The 21,750-nt window shown below is 57.7% G+C and carries 27 protein-coding genes; 15 read left to right on the top strand and 12 right to left on the bottom strand.

The window, feature by feature from the left end; translation table 11 throughout:
• Positions 1-188: 188 nt before the first annotated feature.
• On the bottom strand, positions 189-1,130 hold the full coding sequence (locus tag ACM6JQ_RS14115; RefSeq protein WP_414894031.1) for a DMT family transporter: 942 nt from the start codon (positions 1,128-1,130) through the stop codon (positions 189-191).
• A gap of 85 nt (positions 1,131-1,215) precedes the next feature.
• On the opposite strand from ACM6JQ_RS14115, the gene ACM6JQ_RS14110 reads away from it, so the two are divergent.
• On the top strand, positions 1,216-1,779 hold the full coding sequence (locus tag ACM6JQ_RS14110) for a helix-turn-helix domain-containing protein (protein ID WP_150794648.1): 564 nt from the start codon (positions 1,216-1,218) through the stop codon (positions 1,777-1,779).
• Positions 1,780-3,180, top strand: a complete 1,401-nt coding sequence (locus tag ACM6JQ_RS14105; protein ID WP_414894030.1) for an FAD/NAD(P)-binding protein — start codon at positions 1,780-1,782, stop codon at positions 3,178-3,180. It abuts the gene before it with no gap.
• A gap of 52 nt (positions 3,181-3,232) precedes the next feature.
• Here the strand turns inward: ACM6JQ_RS14105 and ACM6JQ_RS14100 are convergent, their stop codons facing one another.
• Positions 3,233-4,174 (bottom strand): polyprenyl synthetase family protein, encoded by a 942-nt coding sequence (locus ACM6JQ_RS14100; RefSeq protein ID WP_095111508.1) that lies wholly within the window; start codon positions 4,172-4,174, stop codon positions 3,233-3,235.
• 347 nt (positions 4,175-4,521) lie between these two features.
• On the opposite strand from ACM6JQ_RS14100, the gene ACM6JQ_RS14095 reads away from it, so the two are divergent.
• The gene (locus ACM6JQ_RS14095) at positions 4,522-5,493 is read left to right on the top strand and encodes a terpene synthase family protein (protein WP_221178395.1); all 972 of its coding nucleotides are present in this window, start codon (positions 4,522-4,524) and stop codon (positions 5,491-5,493) included.
• 58 nt (positions 5,494-5,551) lie between these two features.
• Here the strand turns inward: ACM6JQ_RS14095 and ppnN are convergent, their stop codons facing one another.
• The gene (ppnN, locus tag ACM6JQ_RS14090; RefSeq protein ID WP_007910770.1) at positions 5,552-6,925 is read right to left on the bottom strand and encodes a nucleotide 5'-monophosphate nucleosidase PpnN; all 1,374 of its coding nucleotides are present in this window, start codon (positions 6,923-6,925) and stop codon (positions 5,552-5,554) included.
• 223 nt (positions 6,926-7,148) lie between these two features.
• Between ppnN and ACM6JQ_RS14085 the strand changes: the two genes are divergently transcribed.
• Positions 7,149-7,676 (top strand): DUF3087 domain-containing protein, encoded by a 528-nt coding sequence (locus ACM6JQ_RS14085; RefSeq protein ID WP_414894029.1) that lies wholly within the window; start codon positions 7,149-7,151, stop codon positions 7,674-7,676.
• Positions 7,677-7,696: 20 nt separating this feature from the next.
• Here ACM6JQ_RS14085 and ACM6JQ_RS14080 read toward each other — a convergent pair whose 3' ends face one another.
• Positions 7,697-8,584, bottom strand: coding sequence for an NAD(P)/FAD-dependent oxidoreductase (locus ACM6JQ_RS14080; protein WP_414894028.1), 888 nt, complete (start codon positions 8,582-8,584; stop codon positions 7,697-7,699).
• A 133-nt stretch (positions 8,585-8,717) separates the two neighbouring features.
• Between ACM6JQ_RS14080 and ACM6JQ_RS14075 the strand changes: the two genes are divergently transcribed.
• On the top strand, positions 8,718-9,158 hold the full coding sequence (locus ACM6JQ_RS14075) for an Rrf2 family transcriptional regulator (protein ID WP_414894027.1): 441 nt from the start codon (positions 8,718-8,720) through the stop codon (positions 9,156-9,158).
• Here ACM6JQ_RS14075 and ACM6JQ_RS14070 read toward each other — a convergent pair.
• Entirely contained in the window at positions 9,155-9,538 is a 384-nt protein-coding gene (locus tag ACM6JQ_RS14070) for a DUF2784 domain-containing protein (RefSeq protein ID WP_007910777.1), read from the bottom strand. The genes ACM6JQ_RS14075 and ACM6JQ_RS14070 overlap by 4 nt on opposite strands.
• 186 nt (positions 9,539-9,724) lie before the next feature.
• Between ACM6JQ_RS14070 and ACM6JQ_RS14065 the strand changes: the two genes are divergently transcribed.
• Genes ACM6JQ_RS14065 through ACM6JQ_RS14055 form a run of 3 tightly spaced genes read left to right on the top strand, consistent with a single transcriptional unit; the run spans position 9,725 to position 10,934 of the window.
• Positions 9,725-10,423, top strand: a complete 699-nt coding sequence (locus tag ACM6JQ_RS14065) for an AzlC family ABC transporter permease (protein ID WP_016983007.1) — start codon at positions 9,725-9,727, stop codon at positions 10,421-10,423.
• Positions 10,423-10,734, top strand: coding sequence for an AzlD domain-containing protein (locus ACM6JQ_RS14060; protein WP_176472272.1), 312 nt, complete (start codon positions 10,423-10,425; stop codon positions 10,732-10,734). The genes ACM6JQ_RS14065 and ACM6JQ_RS14060 overlap by 1 nt, the downstream gene beginning before the upstream one ends.
• A 53-nt stretch (positions 10,735-10,787) precedes the next feature.
• Positions 10,788-10,934, top strand: coding sequence for a hypothetical protein (locus tag ACM6JQ_RS14055; RefSeq protein WP_007910783.1), 147 nt, complete (start codon positions 10,788-10,790; stop codon positions 10,932-10,934).
• Between the two features lie 47 nt (positions 10,935-10,981).
• Here ACM6JQ_RS14055 and ACM6JQ_RS14050 read toward each other — a convergent pair whose 3' ends face one another.
• The 4 genes from ACM6JQ_RS14050 to ACM6JQ_RS14035 form a co-directional block, all read right to left on the bottom strand.
• Entirely contained in the window at positions 10,982-11,254 is a 273-nt protein-coding gene (locus tag ACM6JQ_RS14050) for a hypothetical protein (protein WP_414894026.1), read from the bottom strand.
• Between the two features lie 331 nt (positions 11,255-11,585).
• The gene (locus ACM6JQ_RS14045; RefSeq protein ID WP_414894025.1) at positions 11,586-12,266 is read right to left on the bottom strand and encodes an SOS response-associated peptidase; all 681 of its coding nucleotides are present in this window, start codon (positions 12,264-12,266) and stop codon (positions 11,586-11,588) included.
• Positions 12,267-12,295: 29 nt separating this feature from the next.
• A complete protein-coding gene (locus ACM6JQ_RS14040; RefSeq protein WP_095111505.1) occupies positions 12,296-13,138 on the bottom strand; it encodes an ABC transporter permease in 843 nt (280 codons plus the stop codon).
• A 60-nt stretch (positions 13,139-13,198) separates the two neighbouring features.
• A complete protein-coding gene (locus tag ACM6JQ_RS14035; protein WP_007910797.1) occupies positions 13,199-14,179 on the bottom strand; it encodes an aliphatic sulfonate ABC transporter substrate-binding protein in 981 nt (326 codons plus the stop codon).
• A 294-nt stretch (positions 14,180-14,473) separates the two neighbouring features.
• Between ACM6JQ_RS14035 and ACM6JQ_RS14030 the strand changes: the two genes are divergently transcribed.
• The 3 genes from ACM6JQ_RS14030 (at position 14,474) to ACM6JQ_RS14020 (ending at position 16,802) form a co-directional block, all read left to right on the top strand.
• The gene (locus ACM6JQ_RS14030; protein WP_095111504.1) at positions 14,474-15,421 is read left to right on the top strand and encodes an ABC transporter substrate-binding protein; all 948 of its coding nucleotides are present in this window, start codon (positions 14,474-14,476) and stop codon (positions 15,419-15,421) included.
• 131 nt (positions 15,422-15,552) lie between these two features.
• Positions 15,553-16,452 carry a polysaccharide deacetylase family protein gene (locus ACM6JQ_RS14025; RefSeq protein WP_095111503.1) on the top strand — a complete coding sequence of 300 codons (900 nt, stop codon included), beginning with the start codon at positions 15,553-15,555 and terminating at the stop codon, positions 16,450-16,452.
• 107 nt (positions 16,453-16,559) lie between these two features.
• Entirely contained in the window at positions 16,560-16,802 is a 243-nt protein-coding gene (locus ACM6JQ_RS14020) for a DUF1652 domain-containing protein (protein ID WP_007910802.1), read from the top strand.
• Between the two features lie 4 nt (positions 16,803-16,806).
• Here the strand turns inward: ACM6JQ_RS14020 and ACM6JQ_RS14015 are convergent, their stop codons facing one another.
• Positions 16,807-17,169 carry an NUDIX hydrolase gene (locus tag ACM6JQ_RS14015; RefSeq protein WP_007910803.1) on the bottom strand — a complete coding sequence of 121 codons (363 nt, stop codon included), beginning with the start codon at positions 17,167-17,169 and terminating at the stop codon, positions 16,807-16,809.
• 225 nt (positions 17,170-17,394) lie between these two features.
• Between ACM6JQ_RS14015 and ACM6JQ_RS14010 the strand changes: the two genes are divergently transcribed.
• The gene (locus ACM6JQ_RS14010; protein WP_007910804.1) at positions 17,395-17,592 is read left to right on the top strand and encodes a hypothetical protein; all 198 of its coding nucleotides are present in this window, start codon (positions 17,395-17,397) and stop codon (positions 17,590-17,592) included.
• 66 nt (positions 17,593-17,658) lie between these two features.
• On the opposite strand, the gene ACM6JQ_RS14005 is transcribed toward ACM6JQ_RS14010, so the two are convergent.
• A complete protein-coding gene (locus ACM6JQ_RS14005; protein WP_007910805.1) occupies positions 17,659-17,898 on the bottom strand; it encodes a hypothetical protein in 240 nt (79 codons plus the stop codon).
• Positions 17,899-18,083: 185 nt separating this feature from the next.
• On the opposite strand from ACM6JQ_RS14005, the gene ACM6JQ_RS14000 reads away from it, so the two are divergent.
• Together ACM6JQ_RS14000 and ACM6JQ_RS13995 are read left to right on the top strand one after the other, a co-directional pair.
• Positions 18,084-18,419, top strand: a complete 336-nt coding sequence (locus tag ACM6JQ_RS14000) for a hypothetical protein (protein WP_007910806.1) — start codon at positions 18,084-18,086, stop codon at positions 18,417-18,419.
• A 200-nt stretch (positions 18,420-18,619) separates the two neighbouring features.
• Positions 18,620-19,225 carry a DUF6338 family protein gene (locus ACM6JQ_RS13995; protein ID WP_414894024.1) on the top strand — a complete coding sequence of 202 codons (606 nt, stop codon included), beginning with the start codon at positions 18,620-18,622 and terminating at the stop codon, positions 19,223-19,225.
• A 139-nt stretch (positions 19,226-19,364) separates the two neighbouring features.
• Here the strand turns inward: ACM6JQ_RS13995 and ACM6JQ_RS13990 are convergent, their stop codons facing one another.
• Positions 19,365-20,264 carry a LysR substrate-binding domain-containing protein gene (locus ACM6JQ_RS13990; RefSeq protein WP_095111500.1) on the bottom strand — a complete coding sequence of 300 codons (900 nt, stop codon included), beginning with the start codon at positions 20,262-20,264 and terminating at the stop codon, positions 19,365-19,367.
• A 117-nt stretch (positions 20,265-20,381) separates the two neighbouring features.
• On the opposite strand from ACM6JQ_RS13990, the gene ACM6JQ_RS13985 reads away from it, so the two are divergent.
• Positions 20,382-21,749: an MFS transporter gene (locus ACM6JQ_RS13985; RefSeq protein ID WP_095111499.1), complete on the top strand. Its 1,368-nt coding sequence runs from the start codon at positions 20,382-20,384 to the stop codon at positions 21,747-21,749.
• Position 21,750: the final 1 nt, after the last annotated feature.

The following is a 21,750-nucleotide window of genomic DNA, read 5'->3' as shown; positions in this document are numbered from 1 at the left end:
CACCAAACGCCAGGATGTCTCAGAATCCTACAAAGTAGTCTGGAATTTTCTGTTTGGCATTGTTTCAGGTGAAGGGACGGCGCCTGTGATGGCCCCATCGCGAGCAGGCTCACTCCTACAGGGGAACGCGTTTGTAGGAGTGAGCCTGCTCGCGATAGCTATAGCCCAGGCACTAAGGACATTGCAGATTAACCTTGGGTTTCCCGCGCCTGCTCAGCGTCGGCTTCTGCTTCGGCAACCTTACCCTTGGTCTTCAATTCACTGACAATCACCGCCGCCACAATCAACCCCGCGCCCACCAGCGCAATCGCTGGCAACCGCTCCCCGGCAATCCGCCCGACGATCCCGGCCCATACCGGCTCGCCCGCATAGATCAACGTCGCCCGGGTTGGCGAAACACTTTTCTGCGCCCAGTTCATCGCCACCTGAATCGCCGCACTCGCCGCGCCCAACCCCAGGGCGGTCACCAGCAGCGTCCAGGAGAAATCCGGAATCATTTCCCCGGTAGGCACCACCAGCAGGAACGACAGCACCGATGTGGTTGCCAGTTGCACAACAGTCACTCGGCGCACATCGACCTGGCCGGCATAGGTGCTGATCAGAATGATTTCGGCGGCGATGGCGATAGCGCTGATCAGCGTGGCGATTTCGCCAGGGCTGAAATTCAGCGCTGCACCGGACGGGCCTGACAGCAGCATCAAACCGGTGAACGCTAACATGATGCCAATACTCGGCATCAAGCCCGGACGACGCCCGAGCACCAGCCACTGCAGCAACGGCACGAACGGCACATACAACGCGGTGATGAACGCCGACTGACTGCTTGGGATTGTTTGCAAACCGACCGTCTGCAAGCCGTAACCGAGCATGATCGCCACGCCGATGAAGGCGCCGGCCTTGAGTTCAAACAGGGTCAGTTCGCGCAGATGACGCCACGAGAACAGCGCAACGATACAAGCCGCCGCCGCAAAACGCAGACCGACAAAAAACATCGGGCCGCTGACGGTCATCGCGTGCTGAACTAGCAGGAAGGTACCGCCCCAGATCATGGTGATCAGCACCAGCACGCACTCGGCTTTGCTGAAACGAGAGAAACGGAGAGGAGTGGAGGAGCTGTTCTGCGACGTCATGACCTTGCGCACTTTAAAAAGGAGGCCGCACAATGCGCCCAACGTTGCGCAGTATACTGCCCAACCTCACCGAGTGAGCAATATAGTGCACAAAGATTCAACGCAGCGGGCGTCCGTTCTGCAACACGTCAGCCTGAATGTGCGGCGTCTACGGCATGCCGCCGATATGAGCCAGACCGCGCTGGCAGAAAAGTCCGGGGTCAGCCGGCGCATGCTGGTGGCGATCGAGGCGGGCGAGAAGAATGTCAGCCTGACCACCCTCGATCGCGTTGCCGAAGCGCTGGATGTGGCGTTCAGCGATCTGATTCAAGCGCCGGATGCCCGCGACCCGAGCCGCATCAACGAGGTGGCCTGGGCAGGAACCCACCCGGGCAGCAAAGCGGTGTTGCTCTCCAAAGCCACGGCGACTCGTGAAGTCGAGCAATGGGAATGGTGTCTGCAACCGGGTGAGGTCTACCCGTCGCAAGCAGATGCCGAGGGCTGGAGCGAGCAGATTTTCGTCTTTGCAGGCTGCCTTACCCTGATGCTCGGGGATCAGCCGCAGCACATCGGCACCGGTGAGTTTTTTATGTTTGCCAGCAACCAGCCGCATTCCTATCGCAATGATGGGGATGTTGCGGCGCGGTTTGTTCGCAATGTGGTGATTTGAATGAGTCAGAGCGCAGACATCCTGATTATCGGTGGTGGCCTCAGCGGCACGATGCTGGCGGTGCAATTGCTACGTCTGCCTGGCCGGCGCAAGGTCCTGATCATTGAGCCGCGTGCGGAACTGGGACGGGGCGAGGCGTACAGCGCGGTCGAGTTGGGACACACGCTCAACGGCAACGCCGCACGTATGAGCGTCGATCCGGATAATCCTGATGATCTGACGCAATGGCTGACCGAGCACATTGCCGGCGGTGGCTGGCCTGAATCGGCCGAGCAGGACGTGCCGGTCAGCGAACTGTTTGCGCCGCGTGGATTGTTCGGCGTCTATGTGCAGCAGCGTCTGGCCGAAGCCCGTAAAGTCGGGGCGCAGACTGGCTCAAGCGTTGAGCACATTCGTGCGGAAGTCGTCGACCTGCAAGTCGATGCCGGTTCGGTGCAGCTCACGCTGAGCAATGGTCAGGCACTGCGCGGTGGCTACGGGGTTTTGGCGACCGGAATGTTCCCTGCCGCGCGAACCCCGCAGAAAACCTCCAGCGGCCTCAACGCCGCCGCGCTTGATCCGTGGGATGTCGCGGCGATGCGTCAACTCGACCCGCAATCGACCGTGTTGATCATCGGCTCTGGCCTGACCATGGTCGATGCCCTGGTGTCGCTGGAGCAGGCCGGGCATCGCGGGCCAATTGAAGTGTTTTCCCGGCACGGCTTGTTGCCCCATGTGCGCCGACAACCGCCGGCCTGGATGGATTTTCTTGGCAGCGATCACAGCATTCGAACGCCACGACAGCTGCTGCGCGAATTGCGTCGGCAATGCGAGGCAGCCATTGCACAAGGCATCGATTGGCAGGCGCCACTGGACACGGTTCGGGTGCATATCGCTCGTTTGTGGAGTCAGGCGACTGACACGCAGCGTCGACAATTCGTACGGCATGTACGGCCGTGGTGGGAAAGTCATCACCACCGTTCGCCACCGTTGGGTGCGGCGCTGGTTGAGCGTCTTTATAAAGAAGGGCGATTGCGTATTCAGGCAGCTTCGTTCAAAGGGCTTGAGACAAGTCCGGACGGTGGCGTCCGTATTCGCATTCGGCGGCGCGGTGAGTCGCAAACCTGCGTGGTGCAAGGCGCCGCATTGATCAATTCCAGCGGTATCGAATACGACTGGCGCCGAGTGGCGCGACCGTTGCCGCAGCAACTGCTGGCGCGCGGTCTGGTGCGGTCGGGGCCGTTGGCGTTGGGGATTGCGGCGGCAATCGATGGCGCGGTGCTGGATGCCGAGGGATGTGCGGCTGAGCAGTTGTTTGCTATGGGGCCGCCATTGCGCGGGATGTGGTGGGAGAGTACGGCGGTGACGGATGTGGCATTGCAGGCCAAGGCTTTGGCATTGCGCCTGTCAGGCCTTGGTTGAGGCAGTTCTGCTTGTAGTACACCGCGACATGAATTTTCGAAGAGGCGATTTCTCAAGTATTCAATTGAAGGGATGCATAGAAATCATCCACCGGTTTTTGTTGGAAGTGCACGGTATCGAGAAATTTATGAAGTTGGCTGAAGTCCAGTTCATTGCACTGTTGCTGTGCGCGTTGGAGAAAGCCTGGCAGGATTGCATAGCTGTCTTCCATGATCTTCAAGGCTTTGCAAAATACATCAGCGTTTCCCCAATTAATTATTATCTGCCGTTTCTGTATTTCGCTTCTATTGCTCTTGGGTAATGGCTGGTTTGCAATAATCATCAGGAACGATTTGGGGCCTGCTTCAAGATCGGGCGCAAACCCTTTTTTTGCATAATGCGGAATGTGATTGATGTCGCAGTAATCGTTAACAAAGCGATAGTAGACGGCAAGTTCAAGCAGCATTGATTTCAGTGATCGGTAACATTGCTGGGGTAGGGGCTTGAGTTGTTGGCAGGCTCTAAGAATGAATATGAAAAAACACCCGGTATTCAGTTGAGCAACATAGCGGTATTGCTCCATGGTGGGTAAGTCCGTTCCCTCGCTGAGCAAGGTGTCGAGGTACTGGCCGATGTGCAATTCCTCCAGGCTATCGAGGCCTGCTTGAACCAATGTCATGCGTCCTGATTCACTGAGCGATTTCAACCCTTGAATGTAACCATACATGCCTGAAATCAGTGCTGCGGCCACTCCGTATCTGACCCACACGGAGTCGGCTCCACGACGAATCCGGTCTTGATCGATAATGTCATCGTGTATCAGCGAGGCCGTGTTGAAACGTTCGACACAGTCACAAATTATTCGGGTTTTATCGGAAGAGAGTCGATATACATTCGCCAAGGCCCGTGTCAGGTCTGTTCTGACCTTCATGCCCGCATGCTGCTCCTGATACTCGAACGCAACAACCCAGCTTTTTTTGGCAGCCGCATATTGCTCAGGGTTTGAAGGAAACATGGCAGTTTACTCCCGGTGTCAATCAGAGCGGCGTTTGAATACCTGGTTGCCAGGGTGTCACAGTCAACGTCTCTAGAAAGTAGCGTAAAGAGTGTTGGGTGTTTGGTTTTTTTAGGACTTATTAATTATAAAGTTTTCGCGATTGCGTTCTATATCAGGTTGGCCGTGATAGTCGATGGACGGTAAAACGGAGAGTTGAAACCTTGTTTTGCTGAGCTAGGGTTAGTGGGACTGTCTGAGCTCGCTGCGCCTGGAACAATGTTGTTTCTCTAATATGACGTTATGTTTATTCCGGTCTTCTTCAGCACGCTGCGTGATATTTCACTCGATAATCATGGAGTTGCCGCATGAGTTACTCACTGCCACCGGCCTTGCAATTGATTGATGTCGCACCAAGTCCTATGGCCGACCAGGCCGAACAACAGACGCGTGCCTGGCTTGAAAGTCTGGGGCTGACAGATTCCGAACGGGCGATACACCAGTTGGATATTTATCTACCAGGCAAATACGCTGCCTTCATGTGGCCCCATGCGAACGCGCAAACGCTGAATGTACTCTCTGATCTGACCGGGTGGTTCAGTTGTCAGGATGATTTGGCCGATGAGGATCTGAGTTGCTCTCCTGATGCTTTGGAGAGGGCGTTGCGACAAGTGCACGAAGTTGCGAGCGAGCGTGGCGCAGGTCAGTGCGCAGGACTGCCCGGGGGATTGAGAGACATTATACGTCGCGCAGGGGCGTCAATGCCTGAGCAGTGGGTACGAAGAACACTGGATCAATACAGCAGCTATCTGTTTTGCTGCGTCAGTGCTTCGACGCATCGCCTCGGCGGAACCCAGCCTGGACTGGCCGATTATGAAAGTGTGTGGCGCAATGCCGGAGGTTTTCAGGTGTGCTTTGAGTTTACGTACTTTGCCCATCAGATAAATCTTCCCGCAACGGTTTATTACTGTTCGCTATGGCAGGAATTGCGCAGGCTATCACTGAATTTAATGAAAGCGGTCAACGATGTGCTGTCGTTCTGCATCTTGGCTAATCCAGATGAGGACGTTTACAACCTCCTGACTCACCTTCGACATCATCATGGACTGAGTCCGGATCAGGCAGCGACTGAAGTGAATCAGAGAATTGAGGTGTGGATGCGACAGTTTCTCGAACTGCAGTCGCGACTACCCGACGAGCTTGATCAAATTGGGTGTGAAACCGACGTGCGCGAGCAAGCATTGCGCTGCGCCGAGGCATTCAGAGTGCAATGGCTTGGCAACGTCGGCTGGCATCTGTCGGTACCGCGCTATCGGGAAATACGTTTCAGGCCAAATTGAACAGGTCGAACCGCCACGAAGACCCGAAGCATCATCTTCGGATCTTCATGCTTGTAGGTTACGCCACCACTCGATAGCACGGCACATACGCCGCGCCACCCGGCAGTTTCATCCGGTGCTGGGCGACGAAGGCTTTGAGCAGTGCGTCGAGCGGTTGCATGATCGCGGCGTCACCACGGATCTGGTACGGCCCGTGTTCTTCGATCAGGCGAATGCCTTTGTCCTTGACGTTACCGGCGACAATGCCGGAGAACGCCCGACGCAGGTTGGCCGCCAGTTCATGCGGTGGCTGGTCGCGGTGCAGTTTCAGATTCGCCATGTTTTCGTGGGTCGGATCGAACGGTCGCTGGAAGCCTTCGTCGATTTTCAGCAGCCAGTTGAAGTGGAACGCATCGTTGCGCTCGCGGCGGAACTGCTTCACCGCTTTCAGACCTTGGGTCATCTGCCGCGCCACTTCGGCCGGGTCGTCGATGATGATCTCGTAGTGCTGCTTGGCCGCTTCGCCGAGAGTGGCGATGACGAAGGCGTCGAGCTGTTCCAGATACGGCGCGGCGTGCTTCGGCCCGGTGAGGATCACCGGGAACGGTAGCCCTTTATTGTCCGGGTGCATCAGGATGCCCAGCAGGTAGAGGAATTCTTCTGCCGTACCGGCGCCGCCCGGGAAAATGATGATGCCGTGGCCAACGCGCACGAAGGCTTCCAGACGTTTTTCGATGTCCGGCAGGATCACCAATTCGTTGACGATCGGGTTCGGCGCTTCGGCGGCGATGATGCCCGGCTCGGTCAAACCCAGATAACGCCCGCCATGAATACGCTGTTTGGCGTGGGCGATGGTCGCGCCCTTCATCGGGCCTTTCATCACGCCGGGGCCGCAACCGGTGCAAATGTCGAGGCTGCGCAGGCCCAGTTCGTGGCCGACTTTCTTGGTGTATTTGTATTCTTCGGTGTTGATCGAGTGGCCGCCCCAGCACACGACGATTTTCGGCTCGACGCCCGGGCGCAGGGTGCGTGCGTTGCGCAGCAGGTGGAAAACGTAGTCGCTGATACCTTGCGAGGTGCTCAGGTCGATACGTTGGCTGTCGAGTTCGTTTTCGGTGTAGACGATGTCGCGCAGGGCGCTGAAGAGCATTTCGCGGGTGCTGGCGATCATTTCGCCGTCGACGAACGCATCGGCCGGAGCGTTCAGCAGCTCCAGGCGCACGCCGCGATCCTGTTGGTGAATGCGGATTTCGAAGTCCTTGTAGGCTTCGAGGATGGTCTTGGCGTTATCGACATGGGCGCCGGTGTTGAGGATGGCCAGGGCGCACTGGCGGAAGAGGGTGTAGGTGCTGCCGGATCCGGCTTCGCTCAGTTGCTGAACTTCACGTTGAGAAAGGGTTTCCAGGCTGCCTTTCGGGCTGACCGAGGCATTGATTACGTGTCGTTGGGTCATGCAATGATCCTTAAAACGATGTCATCACGAAGCTGAGCAATGGCATCCGAATAGTGTGTATCCATGAATGAAGATGGCACGATCTGCGCTATACCGCCATGTTCCCGTTGGACGCTGAAAAGATGAAAAGGAGCCCCAGCATAGCTAAATCCGCGGTAGAGGCGATAATGCGCCGGCCGGTTTTTTCAGTTAGCCCTTTTGTCGCTCAAGGAAGTCATTTGTGATGTTCGAGATTCAGCCGATGGATGCCGCCACTTTTCGCCAGCAGACGCGACGCAGCACGATCATCATCGCCGTGCTGTTCCTGGTGCTGGCGATGCTGTTTTCCAGTGTGGCAGTGGCGCTGTTTGGCGAGCCTGGCGGCGATAACCTGCGCTTCAATGTCGGTGGGGTGTTTGTGGCATTTCTGCTGACGGCTGCGTTATTGCGCGGGCGTTTCTGGAATCAGAGCTGGATGGCGCCAGCCGTGTACAGCTGGCGACTCAAGCGCAACCTGATGAGCATCACCAATGTGATGCATCAGGTGACGGCGGCGGTGGAGAAGAGCGATGCGACGGCCATGAAAGTGCTGCGTTTCTATCATCTTGGGTTGACGCAGATGCATGAGCTGGACGGTAACTCCAGCGATCATGGGCAGCTGTGGCGCGAAGTCGAGGCGCACAAGGAGCGGATGCAGGCGCTGGGACTCGATACCGAGCAGACGCGCCTGGATCCGGCCTGGCTGGAGGCGTTGAAGCCGACTTCGCGCTGAGACGCCCGCAGTATTACGTATCAGCCAAAGACCAGTGAGCGATGAGTGCCTGCACCGGCGCGGGCCCCATCGCCAACAGCCAGCGCTACCGAACCGGCAGCCAATGCCGCATCTCCGCAGGCAAATACGCCGGCGACGCTGGTTTGTTGTGTCGCGTCAGTCTGAATAAACGGCCCCATCGGGCCATCCTCGAATGTACATCCCAATTGTTCAGCCAGCGGGCTGGCCATGCGTGTGCGTGGCATGGCGAACAGGCCTGCAACGGCGATGACCTGGCCATCGCTGAGCACCACGTCCGCACGCTCGCCACGGATGTGACTGACCGGCCGGGTTTCCAGGGTTACACCGCGTCGATCCAGTTCCACCAATTGTTCGGCATCCGGCTCGAAGACTGCGTTGGTGAAGAACGTGGTCGGTCCCCAATCCGGCAGTAGCAGGGCGTGATGAATCGACATGGGTGACGTTGCCAATACGCCGATCGCGCCTTGATTCAGTTCATAACCGTGGCAGTACGGGCAATGAAAAACGCTTTGGCCCCAGCGTTGCCTGAGGCCGTCGATGTCCGGCAATTCGTCGACGACGCCCGAGGCCAGGATCAGTCGCTTGGTGCTGAGCCGCTGTCCGCTCTCGGTGCGCAAACCGAATCCGTTGTCAGTCCGAGTCGCTTCAGTCGCTGTATCCGTTAGCCATTGCACGCTGGGGTAAGCCAGTAATTGTGCCCGTGCTTCGTCAGCAATTTGCTCCGGTGCACGCCCATCCTGGCCGAGGAAGCCGTGGGATGTTTCGGCAAAACGGTTGCGTCGCAGGCCCGAATCGAGCACCAACACATTGCGTCGGGCGCGGGCCAGTTGCAGGCCGGCGGACAGCCCGGCATAGCTGCCGCCGACGATGATGACGTCGTACACCATGAGCGAATCTCCTCTTGAGTTTTCAGGGCACACCGTAAGTTACGAGAAATATTGCTGTCAATAGTCTCGTAACTTCAGACCTTGCAAGCGATACTCGGCGCATCTTCGCAACGGCTTGAAAAAAGGATCATCGATGAGAAACGACACGCGGTTATCGCGCATGCTCCATGTGTTGATTCACATGGCCCGCCATGAAAAGCGCGCGACCTCGGAAACCATCGCCGGCATGCTTGGCACCAACCCGGTGGTAGTGCGGCGCACCATGGGTTTGCTCAAGGAGCAGGGTTTTGTGACGTCAGAGAAGGGTCATCAGGGAGGCTGGGCGCTGGCCAAACCGCTGGCGCAGATCACCCTGCTGGATATCCATCAGGCGTTGGGCACGCAGTCGATTTTTTCCATCGGCTTGTCGACGGATCACCCGGAGTGTCTGGTCGAGCAAGCGGTGAACGCCGCACTGACCCGCACCTTCGATGAGGCGCAGGCGCTGTTGCTGTCGCGGTTGGGCGGCATCACCCTGGCGGACCTGGCAGCGGATTTCGAGGCCCGCTACAAGTCAATCGACGAGGGTGATTAAAGCTGCGAGGCGGCGCGACGATGTTTCCATGAGCGAATGGCCCGCCCATACACCAACAGGTTGATCGCCAGCACCACGCTGCCGAGCGCCAGTTGAATCTGCGGGGTGAGCCCGGCCGGGTAGATGATCGGCCAGATGTAATGCTCGATGAAGCCGCCGGCATATTCGGTCTGCCCGGCAGCGTGGCGCATGAGATTTTCCCAGTAGGTCAGCGGGCAGGTCAGGTGCAACACCTCGACCGCCACGCCCCAGGCGGCAGCCGGCAAATGCAGCCACATCAAACGTGGCCATTTGAGCACCAGCAGCCCGCCAAACAGCACGAACAGAATGAAGCACAAATGGAACAGCACCAGCCCGTCGGCTGCGATTCGGTACAGCATGTCGTCTCCCTGACGCGATTGTGAATGGCGCTATGTTACGCCGCTCAGGGCATTAGAGGTCAGTGCGAAAATCAGCGAATTGCGCGCGCATCCGGCCGATTTCCCACAAGTGCGCAAGATTGTTCAAGCCAAAAAGACGAAATGGCTGGCACAGTCTGCGACCGTTTTCCTGGTTGAAGAACGTTTATGTCCGACTCACTTATGCCGCGCAGTGCGTTTCTTCGCGGCGCGGCGGCGATCATGCCATTGTCTCTGGCCACCGCGCCGTGGGGACTGCTGGCCGGTTCCATGGCGATTGAAGCTAACCTCACGCCGTTGCAAGGCCAAGGCTTGTCGAGCATCGTGTTTGCCGGTGCGGCGCAATTGGTCGCGATCGGCATGCTCAAGGGCGGCGCGGGGATTTTCTCGATTTTGTTGACCACGCTGCTGCTGACGTCGCAGCACTTGCTGTATGGCATGAGCATGCGTTCGGTGATTTCGCCGCTGCCGGGGCGCTGGCGCATAGGGCTGGGTTTTTTGCTCACTGATGAGTTGTTCGCGTTGACCAGTCAGCATGATCGCCAGCAATTCAATCGCTGGTATGCGCTGGGCGTCGGCCTGACGTTCTACATCGCCTGGAATCTGTTCACCCTCGCCGGCATTGTCCTCGGCAGCAGCATTCCGGGGCTTGAACACTTGGGGCTGGACTTCTCGATTGCTGCCACCTTCATCGCCCTGATTACACCGGTGGTACGCAACGTGCCGACGGTGGTTTGCGTGGCGGTGTCACTGTTTTGTTCGGTGCTGTTCAGTTACTGGCAATGGGGTTCGGCGCTGGTGTTGTCCGGGTTGGCCGGAATGACTGCCGGGTTTATCTGCAACAAGCTGTATCGGGAGCGCACATGATGGTTTGGGCGGTGATTTTTGGCATGGGGATTCTGGTTTTTCTCAATCGCTATGTATTTCTCGAGCCGCGATTGCCCGTGCGTTTGAGCAGCAATGCGCGGCAGTTTCTCGGGTTTGCGGTACCGGGGATGTTGACCGCTATCTGTGGGCCGATTGTCTTCATGCCGGACAAACAGCTGAATCTGCAGTGGGATAATCCGTATTTGCTTAGTTCGCTGGTGGCGATCGCACTGGTGATATACACGCGCAATACTTTGCTCAGCATGCTGTTGAGCATGGCGTTCTTCTTTTTGCTGCGCTGGTGGTTGTAAGTTGTCTGTTCTACGCTTCAGGGATGCAGGTTTACTGATAACGGGAGGTGCACATGGCGACTGAGCAGAAGCTTCCGGAGACGGATGAGCAAGAGACGGATGAGCCGACTGAAGAGGAAATAGAGCGGGAGAAGCATAAGGAACAAACCTGGAAGCACGATGACGGCAGAGAGCTTTCAGACCCCGATCGCAAGTTTTGAGTGATTTCTACGAAAAAGCCCCGCGAATGCGGGGCTTTTTTATGGTTTCAGAGATCGTCCAACTGCGTGAAATCGGGGTGTGTGGCCCGATATCCCAAGGTTCGATCAATCCACGCATTCAGCTCGTTGACCATCACCGGCGCGTGGCCGGGATACCCTTCAAGTGTGGTGCGCAGGACGCGTTCGATATCGAGTACGGCACGCAGGTTTCGGGTCTTGATGTAGTGGCCGATAAAACAGTCGAGTTCAAAGCGTTCTGTCATCGACAGATAAATACACTCCAGGTCGCTGACCTGTTTGATTGCAAAATCGTCGCGCAACTTATTTCTCTGCAAGGCTTGTAGACGTTAGGGGATTCCTGGTTTGTTGACTCTTTGGTCAACTGGTATGCCAAATGGAAATGCGGCGCGCATGCTATCCGTAGTGCATCTAAATGTATGTATGACGGTTGAAATGTCAGACAGGCGGTTAGTTCATTCGAACGTGTGTTTTATGTGCGCCGTCTCAAAAATGAAACAGGGTTTGTAACGGCAGTGATTCGCTTTATGAGTTGCTAAAATTTGCAATGGGTTTATCTCATATAGCGCTGCGTCAAAAGAGCGCAGCCTTCGACAGCTCCTACATTGATAGACGCGTGAAGTCGGCAAATGTTTAAGTCTGCTCAATAATCAAACTGGCCCCCTGATTGCGCACGTTACCGACGGCTTTGCCGACTTTGTACCACTCGAACACTTCACTGCCTTCACCTTCGAACAGCAACATTTGCTCAGCGCGTTCAACGGGTGTCGCCGGGTCGAGCCATTCGCGCACCAACTCTGCGCGGAATACCACCGGTCGGCGATCGTGGACGTCGAGCAGGCCGCCGGCGGCGTCGGCGGTGATAATCACGAAACCGTCGTCATCCCGGGCCGCCGTTTCGGTTGTCGGAAATTGTCCGATGGCGGCGCAGAAAACCGCTGCATGATCCGCGCGACGAATCAGCCAGGGTTGCCGGGTTTTGTCGCCGCTGTCGACCCATTCAAACCAGTTGTCCACGGGCACAATCAAGCGATGTCGCCAGATCGCCCGGAAGAACGGACCACGGGCGACTTTCTCGACCCGGGCATTGATGGGGGGCGGGCGATCCTTGGCCCAATGCGGGCGCCAGCCCCAGCGCAGATTGTCGGCCTGCAGGTGCCGTCCTTGTTGATGCAGGACGGCCAGCGCGGTGGTCGGCGCCGCGTTATAGCGATCAAGCGGCGCATCGCCAACATGATTGATCAACGCGTCGGGAATGCTCAGCACCGCGACGAAGTCATGAATACCTCGGTACTGCGAGAGTCTTCCGCACATGGGCTGAATCTCCGGTTGGAGATTTCAGCTTAGTCGCTGGCACCTTGGCCGGTGAACGTGTCGCGCCAGCTCAGCCAGCGGCGTTCGAGCATGGCCAGCAAGCCGTCGCTGAGTTTACCGAGCAAGGCGAGCACGATGATCGCAGCCAGCACGATGTCCGGCCGCGAGGTTTCCCGGCCGTCACTGAGCAGATAGCCCAGGCCCTTGGTGGCCGCGATCAACTCTGCTGCCACGAGAAACATCCACGCCAGGCTCATGCCGCTGCGCAACCCGGTGAACAGGCCGGGCAGGGCGGCGGGCAGCAATATTCGTCGCACCAGTTGCAAGCGGCTGAAGCCATAGATGCGGCCGACTTCCACCAGTTTGCGATCAATGTTGCGAATGGCCGCGACCACGTTGACGTACACCGGAAAGAACGCGCCGATAGCGATCAAGACAATTTTCGAGGTCTCGTCGATGCCCAGCCACAACAGCAGCAGCGGCACCCAGGCCAGGCTCGGAATGGAACGCAGCGCTGCAAAAGTCGGTTCCAGATAAGCCTCGGCTTCGCGGCTCAAACCGACCCAGGCAGCAAACGCCAGCGCGAGACTGGCGCCAATGGCAAAACCCAGCAACACGCGAATCAGGCTGGCGCCGATGTGTTTCCACAGTGCGCCTTCAGCGAGGTCGGTGAGGGTCAGGGCGATCTCGCTCGGCGCCGGCATCTGGTAGGACGGCAGCCAGCCAATGCGTACGATAATTTCCAGGGCGATGATGATCAGCAGCGGCACGGCCAAGCCTTTGAAACGGCGCTGCCACGCCGGACTGAAACCCGCCGGGCGCTGGCGCGACACGGCAAGTGGCGCGGGCAAGTCTTTGCTGTGAGTGGTCATGGTTGAGCTCCGCTCACGACACATCCGCGACAGCAGCGGATGTGTCGTGAGACTGATCGATTACTGGTGGGCGACGGCTTGCTGCACGCCGCTGTCGAGCAATTGATCGATGACTTGATCGACATTCACCCCACGGCGCACCAGTTCCTCGGAGACCAGAATCGGCGCCGCTGCCTTGGAGGCACTGATGTCCTGTTGGGTCAGTTGCGGGCTGCTCAGATCGGTACGCGACAGTTGCAGCTTGGCTACGTCCAGTGGCAAGCCGGACTCTTTGGCGAGAAGGGCGGCGAACTCATCGGGATTTTTCAGCGCCCAGTCGCGGGCCTGTTCGTAGGCTTTGATCACGGTGTCGATGGTTTGCGGATGTTCTTTGGCGTATTGCTCGGTGACGCTGACCACGCCGTAACTGTTGAACGCCGGGTTGCGATAAAGCAGGCGCGAACCGGCCTGGACCTGACTGGCGGCCATGTGCGGATCGAGTCCGGCCCAGGCGTCAACATCGCCCTTTTCCAGCGCAGTGCGACCATCCGGGTGTTGCAGGTGGACCAGTTCCACGTCGTCTTTTTTCAGCCCGGCCTGTTGCAGGCTACGCAGGGTGAACAGATACGGGTCGGTACCTTTGGTGGCGGCGATCTTTTTGCCCTTGAGGTCGGCGATGGTCTGATATGGCGAGTCCTTGCGCACCACCAATGCTGTCCATTCGGCACGGCTGTAAACGTAGACCGATTTGATCGGGCTGCCGTTGGCGCGGCTCAGCACCGCGGCGAGGCTGGCGCTGGAAGCGAAATCCACGCCGCCACTGTTGAGGTATTCCAGCGAGCGGTTGCTGCCCTGGCTCAGTACCCAGCTGACCTTGGTCTGCGGCAAGGCTTTTTCGAGGAAGCCGAAGTGCTTGAGCACCAGGCTGACTGGCGAGTAATAGGCGTAGTCGAGATGCACTTCTGCCGGCGCGGTTTCAGCCGCGTGGGCGAGCGGTTGCAGGCTCAGTACCATGGCGCTGGCAGCCAGCAGGGTTTTGAGTCGAGGAAAGAACGATGTCATGGGGCGCTCCGGCAAAGGCACAGATTTCTTATGTCCAAAAAGATATTTTTATCGAATGCTTCCTGCATGAATGGAATATTGCAGGCTCTGTGCCATGTACTTGAAAGCGCCGTTTTAAAAGGGCTTGAGGGGATGTTGCAGGATTCCAGCTGTTGCTTGAGCAACACTGTGATTCGTCACTGTTGCCAAGCAAACAGCCGTGATCAACGGTGATGAGCTTATGCGTTAATCGAATTTCAAAACCAGGAAATAACAGCGTTATGGTCTATGCAATTTCCCTTTGCAGGTCAGCCCATGAAGCTTTCTCGTTTCCTGCGCAGTGCGCTAATCACCGCACTGTTTGCCTCGCCGCTTTCCCATGCAGATGAGCCATTGGTCCTGCATGTCGGCGATCAGAACTACTACAACATCCGTGCCTCGGTGGAGGCCTCCGGCGTGTTGAAAGACGCGCCTTATACCGTCGACTGGAAACACTTCCAGGCCGCTGCACCTTTGGCGGAAGCCTTGCAAACCGGCTCGCTGGATCTGGGCTTTTTGGGCGATTCCGGTTTTCTGTTTCTGGCCGCCAAGCAGGCGCCGGTAAAGCTGATCGGCGTTTCGCGGCAAAACCCGGACACCATCGCGCTGCTGGTGCCGAAGGATTCGCCGGTAAAAACCATCGCCGACCTGAAGGGCAAGAAAGTTGCCTACTGGCCCGGCGCCTGGAGTCAGCAGTTGACCTTGCGCGCCCTGGAGCAGGGTGGTCTGCCGGAAAACTACGTCGAGTTCGTCAAGTTGATGCCGATTGATGCCGCCGCAGCCCTGCCACAGGGCAGCATCGACGCCTTCCCGGTGTGGGAACCGTACATTTCCCAGCAGATCGTGTTCTCCGGCGCGCGGCCGATCCTGACCGCAAAAAATCTGATGCCGGGGCTCAGTGCAATCGCTGCGTCGACGCCGTCGATCGACAGCAAACGTGCGGCCATTGCGGATTTTCTCGGTCGTTTGAAACAGGCACGGGCGTGGGTTGATAGTCATACGGATGAGTACGCCGATCTGTGGGCGAAGAAAGCCAATCTCGATCAGCAGGTGTCGCGCCACTGGTTACGTCAGGCGCACATGACGGTGGGACCGGTCGATACGCAAGCGGCGACGGACCTGCAAAGCACCGCCGACTTCCTGTTCAAAGTCAAAGCGCTGCCGGCACCGTTGGCCACCGCCGGGATTATCGACACGTCTTTTCAACAGGCATTGGCGCACTGAGCGAGCGCCGGAACCAAACCCTGTGTACCTTATCCAACCTCCGCTCGCGTATCGGAGCGCAAGGATGGATAAGGGCGAGGGAGTTTTGCCAATCGACAACATGACGGCCGTCGCCGTGCTCAAGGCAAAACATGACATCCGGATTCAAGATTCTCTGTGCTGCGCTCATCGCCCTCGGGTTGGCCGGTTGTATCGCCGCCCCGATAGAAATGACTGCGCAAACCGAATCACGCCTGAAAACCCAGGCACCGGTGCGCTTTCTGTTGACGTTTGACGATGGCCCCAGTGCATCCAGTTTCTGGAATCCGTCGGCGACGGTGCTCGACAGCCTCAAGGACAATCCGCTGTTGCCGAATATCAAAGCGGTGTTCTTCGTGCAGACGCGCGCGCCACGAGCGGGCAACAGTGACATCGGTCGCGCCATCATGCGGCGTGAGCATGACGAGGGGCACATACTGGCGTTTCACACGGCCACCCACTGGCACACCAATCATCGCTTGCTCGACCCGCAAGAACTCGAAGAGTCACTGACCAACGGCACGGCTGATATCGCAGCCATCACCGGGGCGCCGCCGACGTTGCTGCGCCCGCCGTTCTGGAATTACGACAAACGCACCTTCGCCGCCTATCAACAGCACGGTTTGCACGTGTTGCTGACGGATTTAAGTGCCAACGACGGCAAGATCTGGGGCTTCAATGCCAGCCCCCGGCGTCGGGCAAACATGCTGCGGCAGTTATCGGAAGTCCGTGAACGTATTGCCCTCGGCGAGTTGCCGACTGTGGACGGGGTGATTCCGGTGGTGGTGACGTTTCATGATCTCAACCGCTATACCGCGCGGCACACGCGCGAATACCTGCAGATTCTGCTCGATAGCGCCGCCGCGACAGGCGTGAAGCTGGCGGACAAGCCTTTCTACGATGATCACGCCGAACTGGAGAAAGCTGCGCTGGCGCGTACCGTGGATAAAAGCTCGGAGCCAGTGAATTTGCCGGGAATGTGGAACTGGATTTGGGATCACGATGCGCACTGAGGGCAGGGTGGAAAGTTGTGATCGGGTTGGCATTTTGTACCGGGCGGGTCACACATTGCTCATCTATGCTCAACCAGTCGATCGACCCGCCTGCGAGGCGTTCACTCATGCTTGCCATTGACGATATCTGCCGGATTGTCGAATCCGGCTTTCCTGCGTTCAAGTGCGATTGCATTCCGAGTTCGCAAGGCCTTTTGCAAATCAAGGTGTACGAGCCGGACAGCGGACGCGTCGAATTACTGTTGAATGGCGTTTCCCCGGAGCACCTCGTCACGATCCGTGACATTTCCAATTTCATCGGTGAATTACGCACCGAAATGAGCGCTGGTCGTCGAGCCTTCGCCGGCTAATGCCTCATAAACGCCGTTGGAACGCTTGAACGATGCGCAGCGTCGCCTCGCTGGTGTGCAGATTGCGCACTGAATCCAGCGGATGCCAGATGCAATCGATGATCTCGTTTTGCGGGCGCACTTGCTCAAAGTCCGGCACGGACGCCTCGTAGACATGGTGCTGCGTGCTGCCGCTGTGCAGTTCCATCAGGTACAGCACGGCGTCGGCATCCAGGCCGGTTTCTTCCTGTAATTCACGTACGGCGGCCTGCGCTCGCGTTTCTCCGGGCTCGACCTTGCCACCGGGCAATGTCCAGCGGCAGTGGGGTTTGCGTACCAGGAGAACGTGGCGATCCTGCTCGCATATAACGGTTGCGCGTACTTTCATCTGTTACCTGTTTACCGCTTGTCACAAAATAGAAATAAAACTGCAATATTTGAGCCGAAGCCTGCGGCAAAGGTTTCATTGAAGTTTGGAGCGTTCGCAGCGGCGAAAAGTGCCGACACCGTGACTGTCGCGGCTTGCGACACTCGGTCGGTATTTCGTGCGAATCAAGGTGTAAGGTAAAAGCGTGAAGCTGGATCTGACCGTTAGCAAAAAATGGAGGTGTCCATGAGCATGCCGATGTTGAACAAGATGCACATGAACGGCTATGACGTGCTTAGCGTGAACAATGGCCCATGGCGGGTTTGTACTCAGGGCGATCGGCTGGCGTCGTTTGGCAGCCGGGAGGAAGCGCTGGCCTACGCCGCCGCCCTGCCTGGCTACAAAAAACGCTCGGCGCGCGCGCAAAGTCACAAAACCCACTGACAGGCTGGCTGTAATGAAAGAGCCCCGGCAATTGTCGGGGCTTCTGTTTTTTGGGGGGAGGGTGGCTTAGTGGACCTTGGTCCGGCTGATGGCGCGGGCTTTCACTTCCCTGGCATAGAGTTGCAGCCGTTCTTCATCGCTTTGCAGCACCTCACAGGATCTCAGCACGCTTTGCGCATCTGCCTCATTGCCGGATTTGCGCAGTTGTTCTGCGATACGTTTCAGGTCGACCGCCGACCATCTCAAGTCCGATGCAACGCTTTGCAGGTCGCGTTGAAGTTCGTGTTCGTATTCATTGAGCCGCATGATCACCTCCAGAACATTCTCGGTAGAAAAGAGTAGTCGCATTTTTCGTCGATGGGCAAAGCCTGTTCGTCAGCACGCTGAACGGTTGTGAAAAGTTGTGCAGATTGCGCCGAGGGCGCGGTGCCACGATGGATGTAGCGCCGCTTACACGCTACATTCACTTTTTTTCAGATCAGGAATACACCATGCGGATATGGATCGGGAGTCTGGCGTTGACCCTGTTGGCAGGCTGCTCGTTGCCGGCGTCGCTGGTGCCGGGTGAGCCGAATATCAGCAAAACCAGCGCCAAGTCGCCCAAAGACTATGCTGCGTGTTTATTACCGTTGTGGCAGAAGGATGTAGCCAAGACTTATCAGACATCGATTTCCAACGGCTACCGCATCACTGCGCCGAGCATCATCACGGCGGACGAGATTCTCGACATCGTCAAATACAAGGACGGCAGCCGGGTTTCGTTGTATCAGGGCCCGCCGTGGGCCAAGTCCGGGTCGTTGCGCCAATCGGTGCGTGACTGCCTGTAACGACGCCTGCAGGGGCAAAAAAAGCAGAAGCCGTATCGTCGGTTTCTGCTTTTTTTTGGCTGCCTGGAGGCTGAAAGGTGTGGATTTGATTCGCGAAATGAACGGTGACAGTTGCGCACGAAGGGTTTTTTCCGTGTGCACTAGGCTTTTGAGGGGCGGTCGATAGTCAGATCGGCCGGTCTTCCAAGGAGTCGCGGATCATGGATGATCTGGTCAAAGAAGTTATCCCGTTGTTGCAGTACTTGATTCCCGGGTTTTTGTCGGCGTGGATTTTTTACTCGCTGACGGCGTTCAAGCGACCGGATACGTTCGGGCAGATTGTGCAGGCGCTGATTTTCACGTTTGTGATTCAGGGCGCGGTATTGGGGATTGGGGCAATTTGTCTGTGGGTGGGTTCGAAAGGCTTTTCTGTAGGGAAATGGGATGCTCGGGCGGAGGCATTGTGGGCATTTATTGTTTCAGTATGTCTCGCCGGGCTTTTCTGTTATCTGGCTTCAAACGGGATGTTGCATGTGTGGCTACGCAAGCGACACCTGACACGCAAAAGCTCCCATCCTAGCGAGTGGTACAGCGCCTTTGAGCGACAGGATCGCCTTGTCACTTTGCAACTGAATGACGAGAGGCGATTGTTTGGCTGGCCTTTGGAGTGGCCCTCCGGTCCCTCGGAAGGACAATTCATCTTGCTGAATCCACAATGGCTTGGCGATGGTGGCGAGGTGCTCACTTTTGGCGCCGAATTAATGGTGATAGATTCCTCAAAAGTTCAGTGGGTCGAATTCAATTCTGTCGAGGAGGTTGTTTCATGAGCGCCAAAGCACCCAATCCCATGCCACCTCACGTGGCGCGTCTCTTCGTGGGGCCAGACGGCAAGCCATTGGCAAAACCGCTCGTCAAAGGGCCAAGTGCGCCCCCTCCACCAAAGCGCTGATCAGCTCCGTCATCCTTTCACCCCCAACCCTCAGCCACCGCCCGGCGAATCGCTTCCAGCAACATCGCAAACGCCGGGTTGTCGTTGTTCTCCCGCCAGATCAGATGCAGCTCGCTCTGCACCCCTTCGCCCAAATCGATATCGCGAAACACTACATTTTTGAACACCACACTGGTGGCGCAACGCGGCACCAGCGCCAGGCCCATGCCCGCATTGACCAGTGCCAGAATCGTCAGCGACGACCCCAGCCACTGCACATAATCCGGCGCAACCCGCGCTGAGCGCAGCATGCCGGTCAGCAATTCGTTGAACGGCGGATAAGCTGCGTGTGAATACATCAGGAACGGTTGTTTATCCAGGTCACTGACCGCCACTTCAGCCGCCGTCGCCAAGGGATGACCGCTCGGCACTGCCAGCACAAACGGCTCGCGCACCAGGCATTCAGTCGCGTAGCCCGGCTCCAATAATGGCGCACGGGCGATGCCCAGATCGATGCGACGCGCGCGCAGGGCTTCGTGCTGCTGGTAAGTGTTCATCTCCGTCAGATCGATTTTCACCTGCGGCTGTTTCAGTCGCGCCTCGGCGATCACCTTGGGCAAAAACTCATACACCGCGCTGCCGACAAAACTGATGTTCACTGAACCAATGTCGCCTTCGGCAAACCGCCGGGCGGTGACTGCCGCTTGCTGCGCGCGTTCCAGCAGGTTCTGGGCTTCGATGAAAAAAGCACGGCCGGCGGCGGTCAGCGCGACGCTGCGGGTGCTGCGGGTGAACAGCTCGACGCCGAGGTGATGTTCGAGCAACTGGATCTGCCGGCTCAGCGGCGGCTGCGTCATGTTCAGCCGTTCGGCGGCGCGGCGAAAGTTGAGTTCGGTGGCGACGGTGGTGAAGCAGCGCAGTTGGGTCAGTTCGAACATTGATCTAATCCGGGTATCAATCGAATGCCAAGTTAGATTAGACGGGATCAATGACCCCGTCCATGATCGGCTCAACGCTTCACGCCATCCCTAAAAAAACAAGATCGGGAGTCGCCCTTGAAAACCCTCCAGAGTCCGCTGGACGTCACGGTGCTCGCCCGTGCCGCCGCCAAGGTCAAGCGCCACGTGCTGCCGCTGTTCGTGGTGATGTTCATCGTCAACTACATCGATCGGGTCAACATCGGTTTCGTGCGCAGTCACATGGAAACCGATCTGGGCATCGGCGCGGCGGCTTACGGCCTCGGCGCCGGATTGTTCTTCGTTGGCTATGCGCTGTTCGAAGTGCCGTCCAACATGCTTCTGCAACGTTACGGCGCGCGAGTCTGGTTGACGCGGATCATGTTCACCTGGGGCGCTGCCGCCATGGCCATGGCCTTCGTCAAAGGTGAAACCAGTTTCTATGTGCTGCGCTTTATTCTCGGTGCGGCCGAGGCGGGGTTCTTTCCGGGGATCATTTATTACTTCACCCAATGGCTGCCAGCCTCCGAGCGCGGCAAGACCATGGCGGTGTTTCTCAGCGGTTCGGCGATTGCCTCGGTGATCTCCGGTCCGGTGTCCGGTGCGCTGCTGCACATCAGCGGCTTGGGTCTGCACGGCTGGCAGTGGATGTTCTTGATCGAGGGCGCAGCCTCGGTGGTGCTTTGCGCGTTTGTCTGGTTCTGGCTGCAATCGCATCCGCGTCAGGCCAAGTGGTTGAGCGAGGAGGAACGTGAGGCGTTGGTGGCGGCGATTGCCGAGGAGCAGCGCGCTCGTGAGGCGGTACAGGTAGCCAAGCCGTCGATGTTCAAGCTGTTGGCGGACCGGCAGATTGCGCTGTTCTGCTTCATCTACTTTTCCATTGCCCTGACCATTTACGGCGCGACGTTCTGGCTGCCGAGCATGATCAAGAAAATGGGCAATCTCGGCGACTTTCAGGTTGGCCTGCTTAATTCGATCCCATGGATCATTTCGATTGTCGCCATGTACGGTTTTGCGGCGATGGCCGGCAAGTGGAAATTCCAGCAGGCGTGGGTGGCGTTGACGCTGGTGATCGCGGCGATCGGCATGTTCATGTCGACCATTGGCGGGCCGATCTTCGCCTTCGTTGCCATCTGTTTCGCCGCCATCGGCTTCAAGGCTGCGTCGGCGTTGTTCTGGCCGATTCCGCAAAGCTATCTGGATGCGCGTATCGCCGCTGCGGTGATAGCGCTGATCAACTCCATCGGCAACCTCGGCGGCTTCGTTGCGCCGACGGCGTTCGGCTTCCTCGAAGAAACCACTGGCTCCATCGAGGGCGGACTGTATGGCCTGGCGGCGACGTCGCTGATCGCTGCGGTAGTGATCTTTTTCGCCCGCACCGCGCCGGGTGCCAAGGGTAAATCCCTGGCAAAGCCCCATGACGAGACCGCCGTTGTTGTGACGGCCAGCCCGGCCGCGAGCCATTGAA

The sequence above is a fragment of the Pseudomonas sp. IT-232MI5 genome, from assembly GCF_949767845.1.
GTDB lineage: Bacteria > Pseudomonadota > Gammaproteobacteria > Pseudomonadales > Pseudomonadaceae > Aquipseudomonas.
Note: the sequence above shows the minus strand (reverse complement) of the source record. Positions and strands in the feature narration are given on the sequence as shown.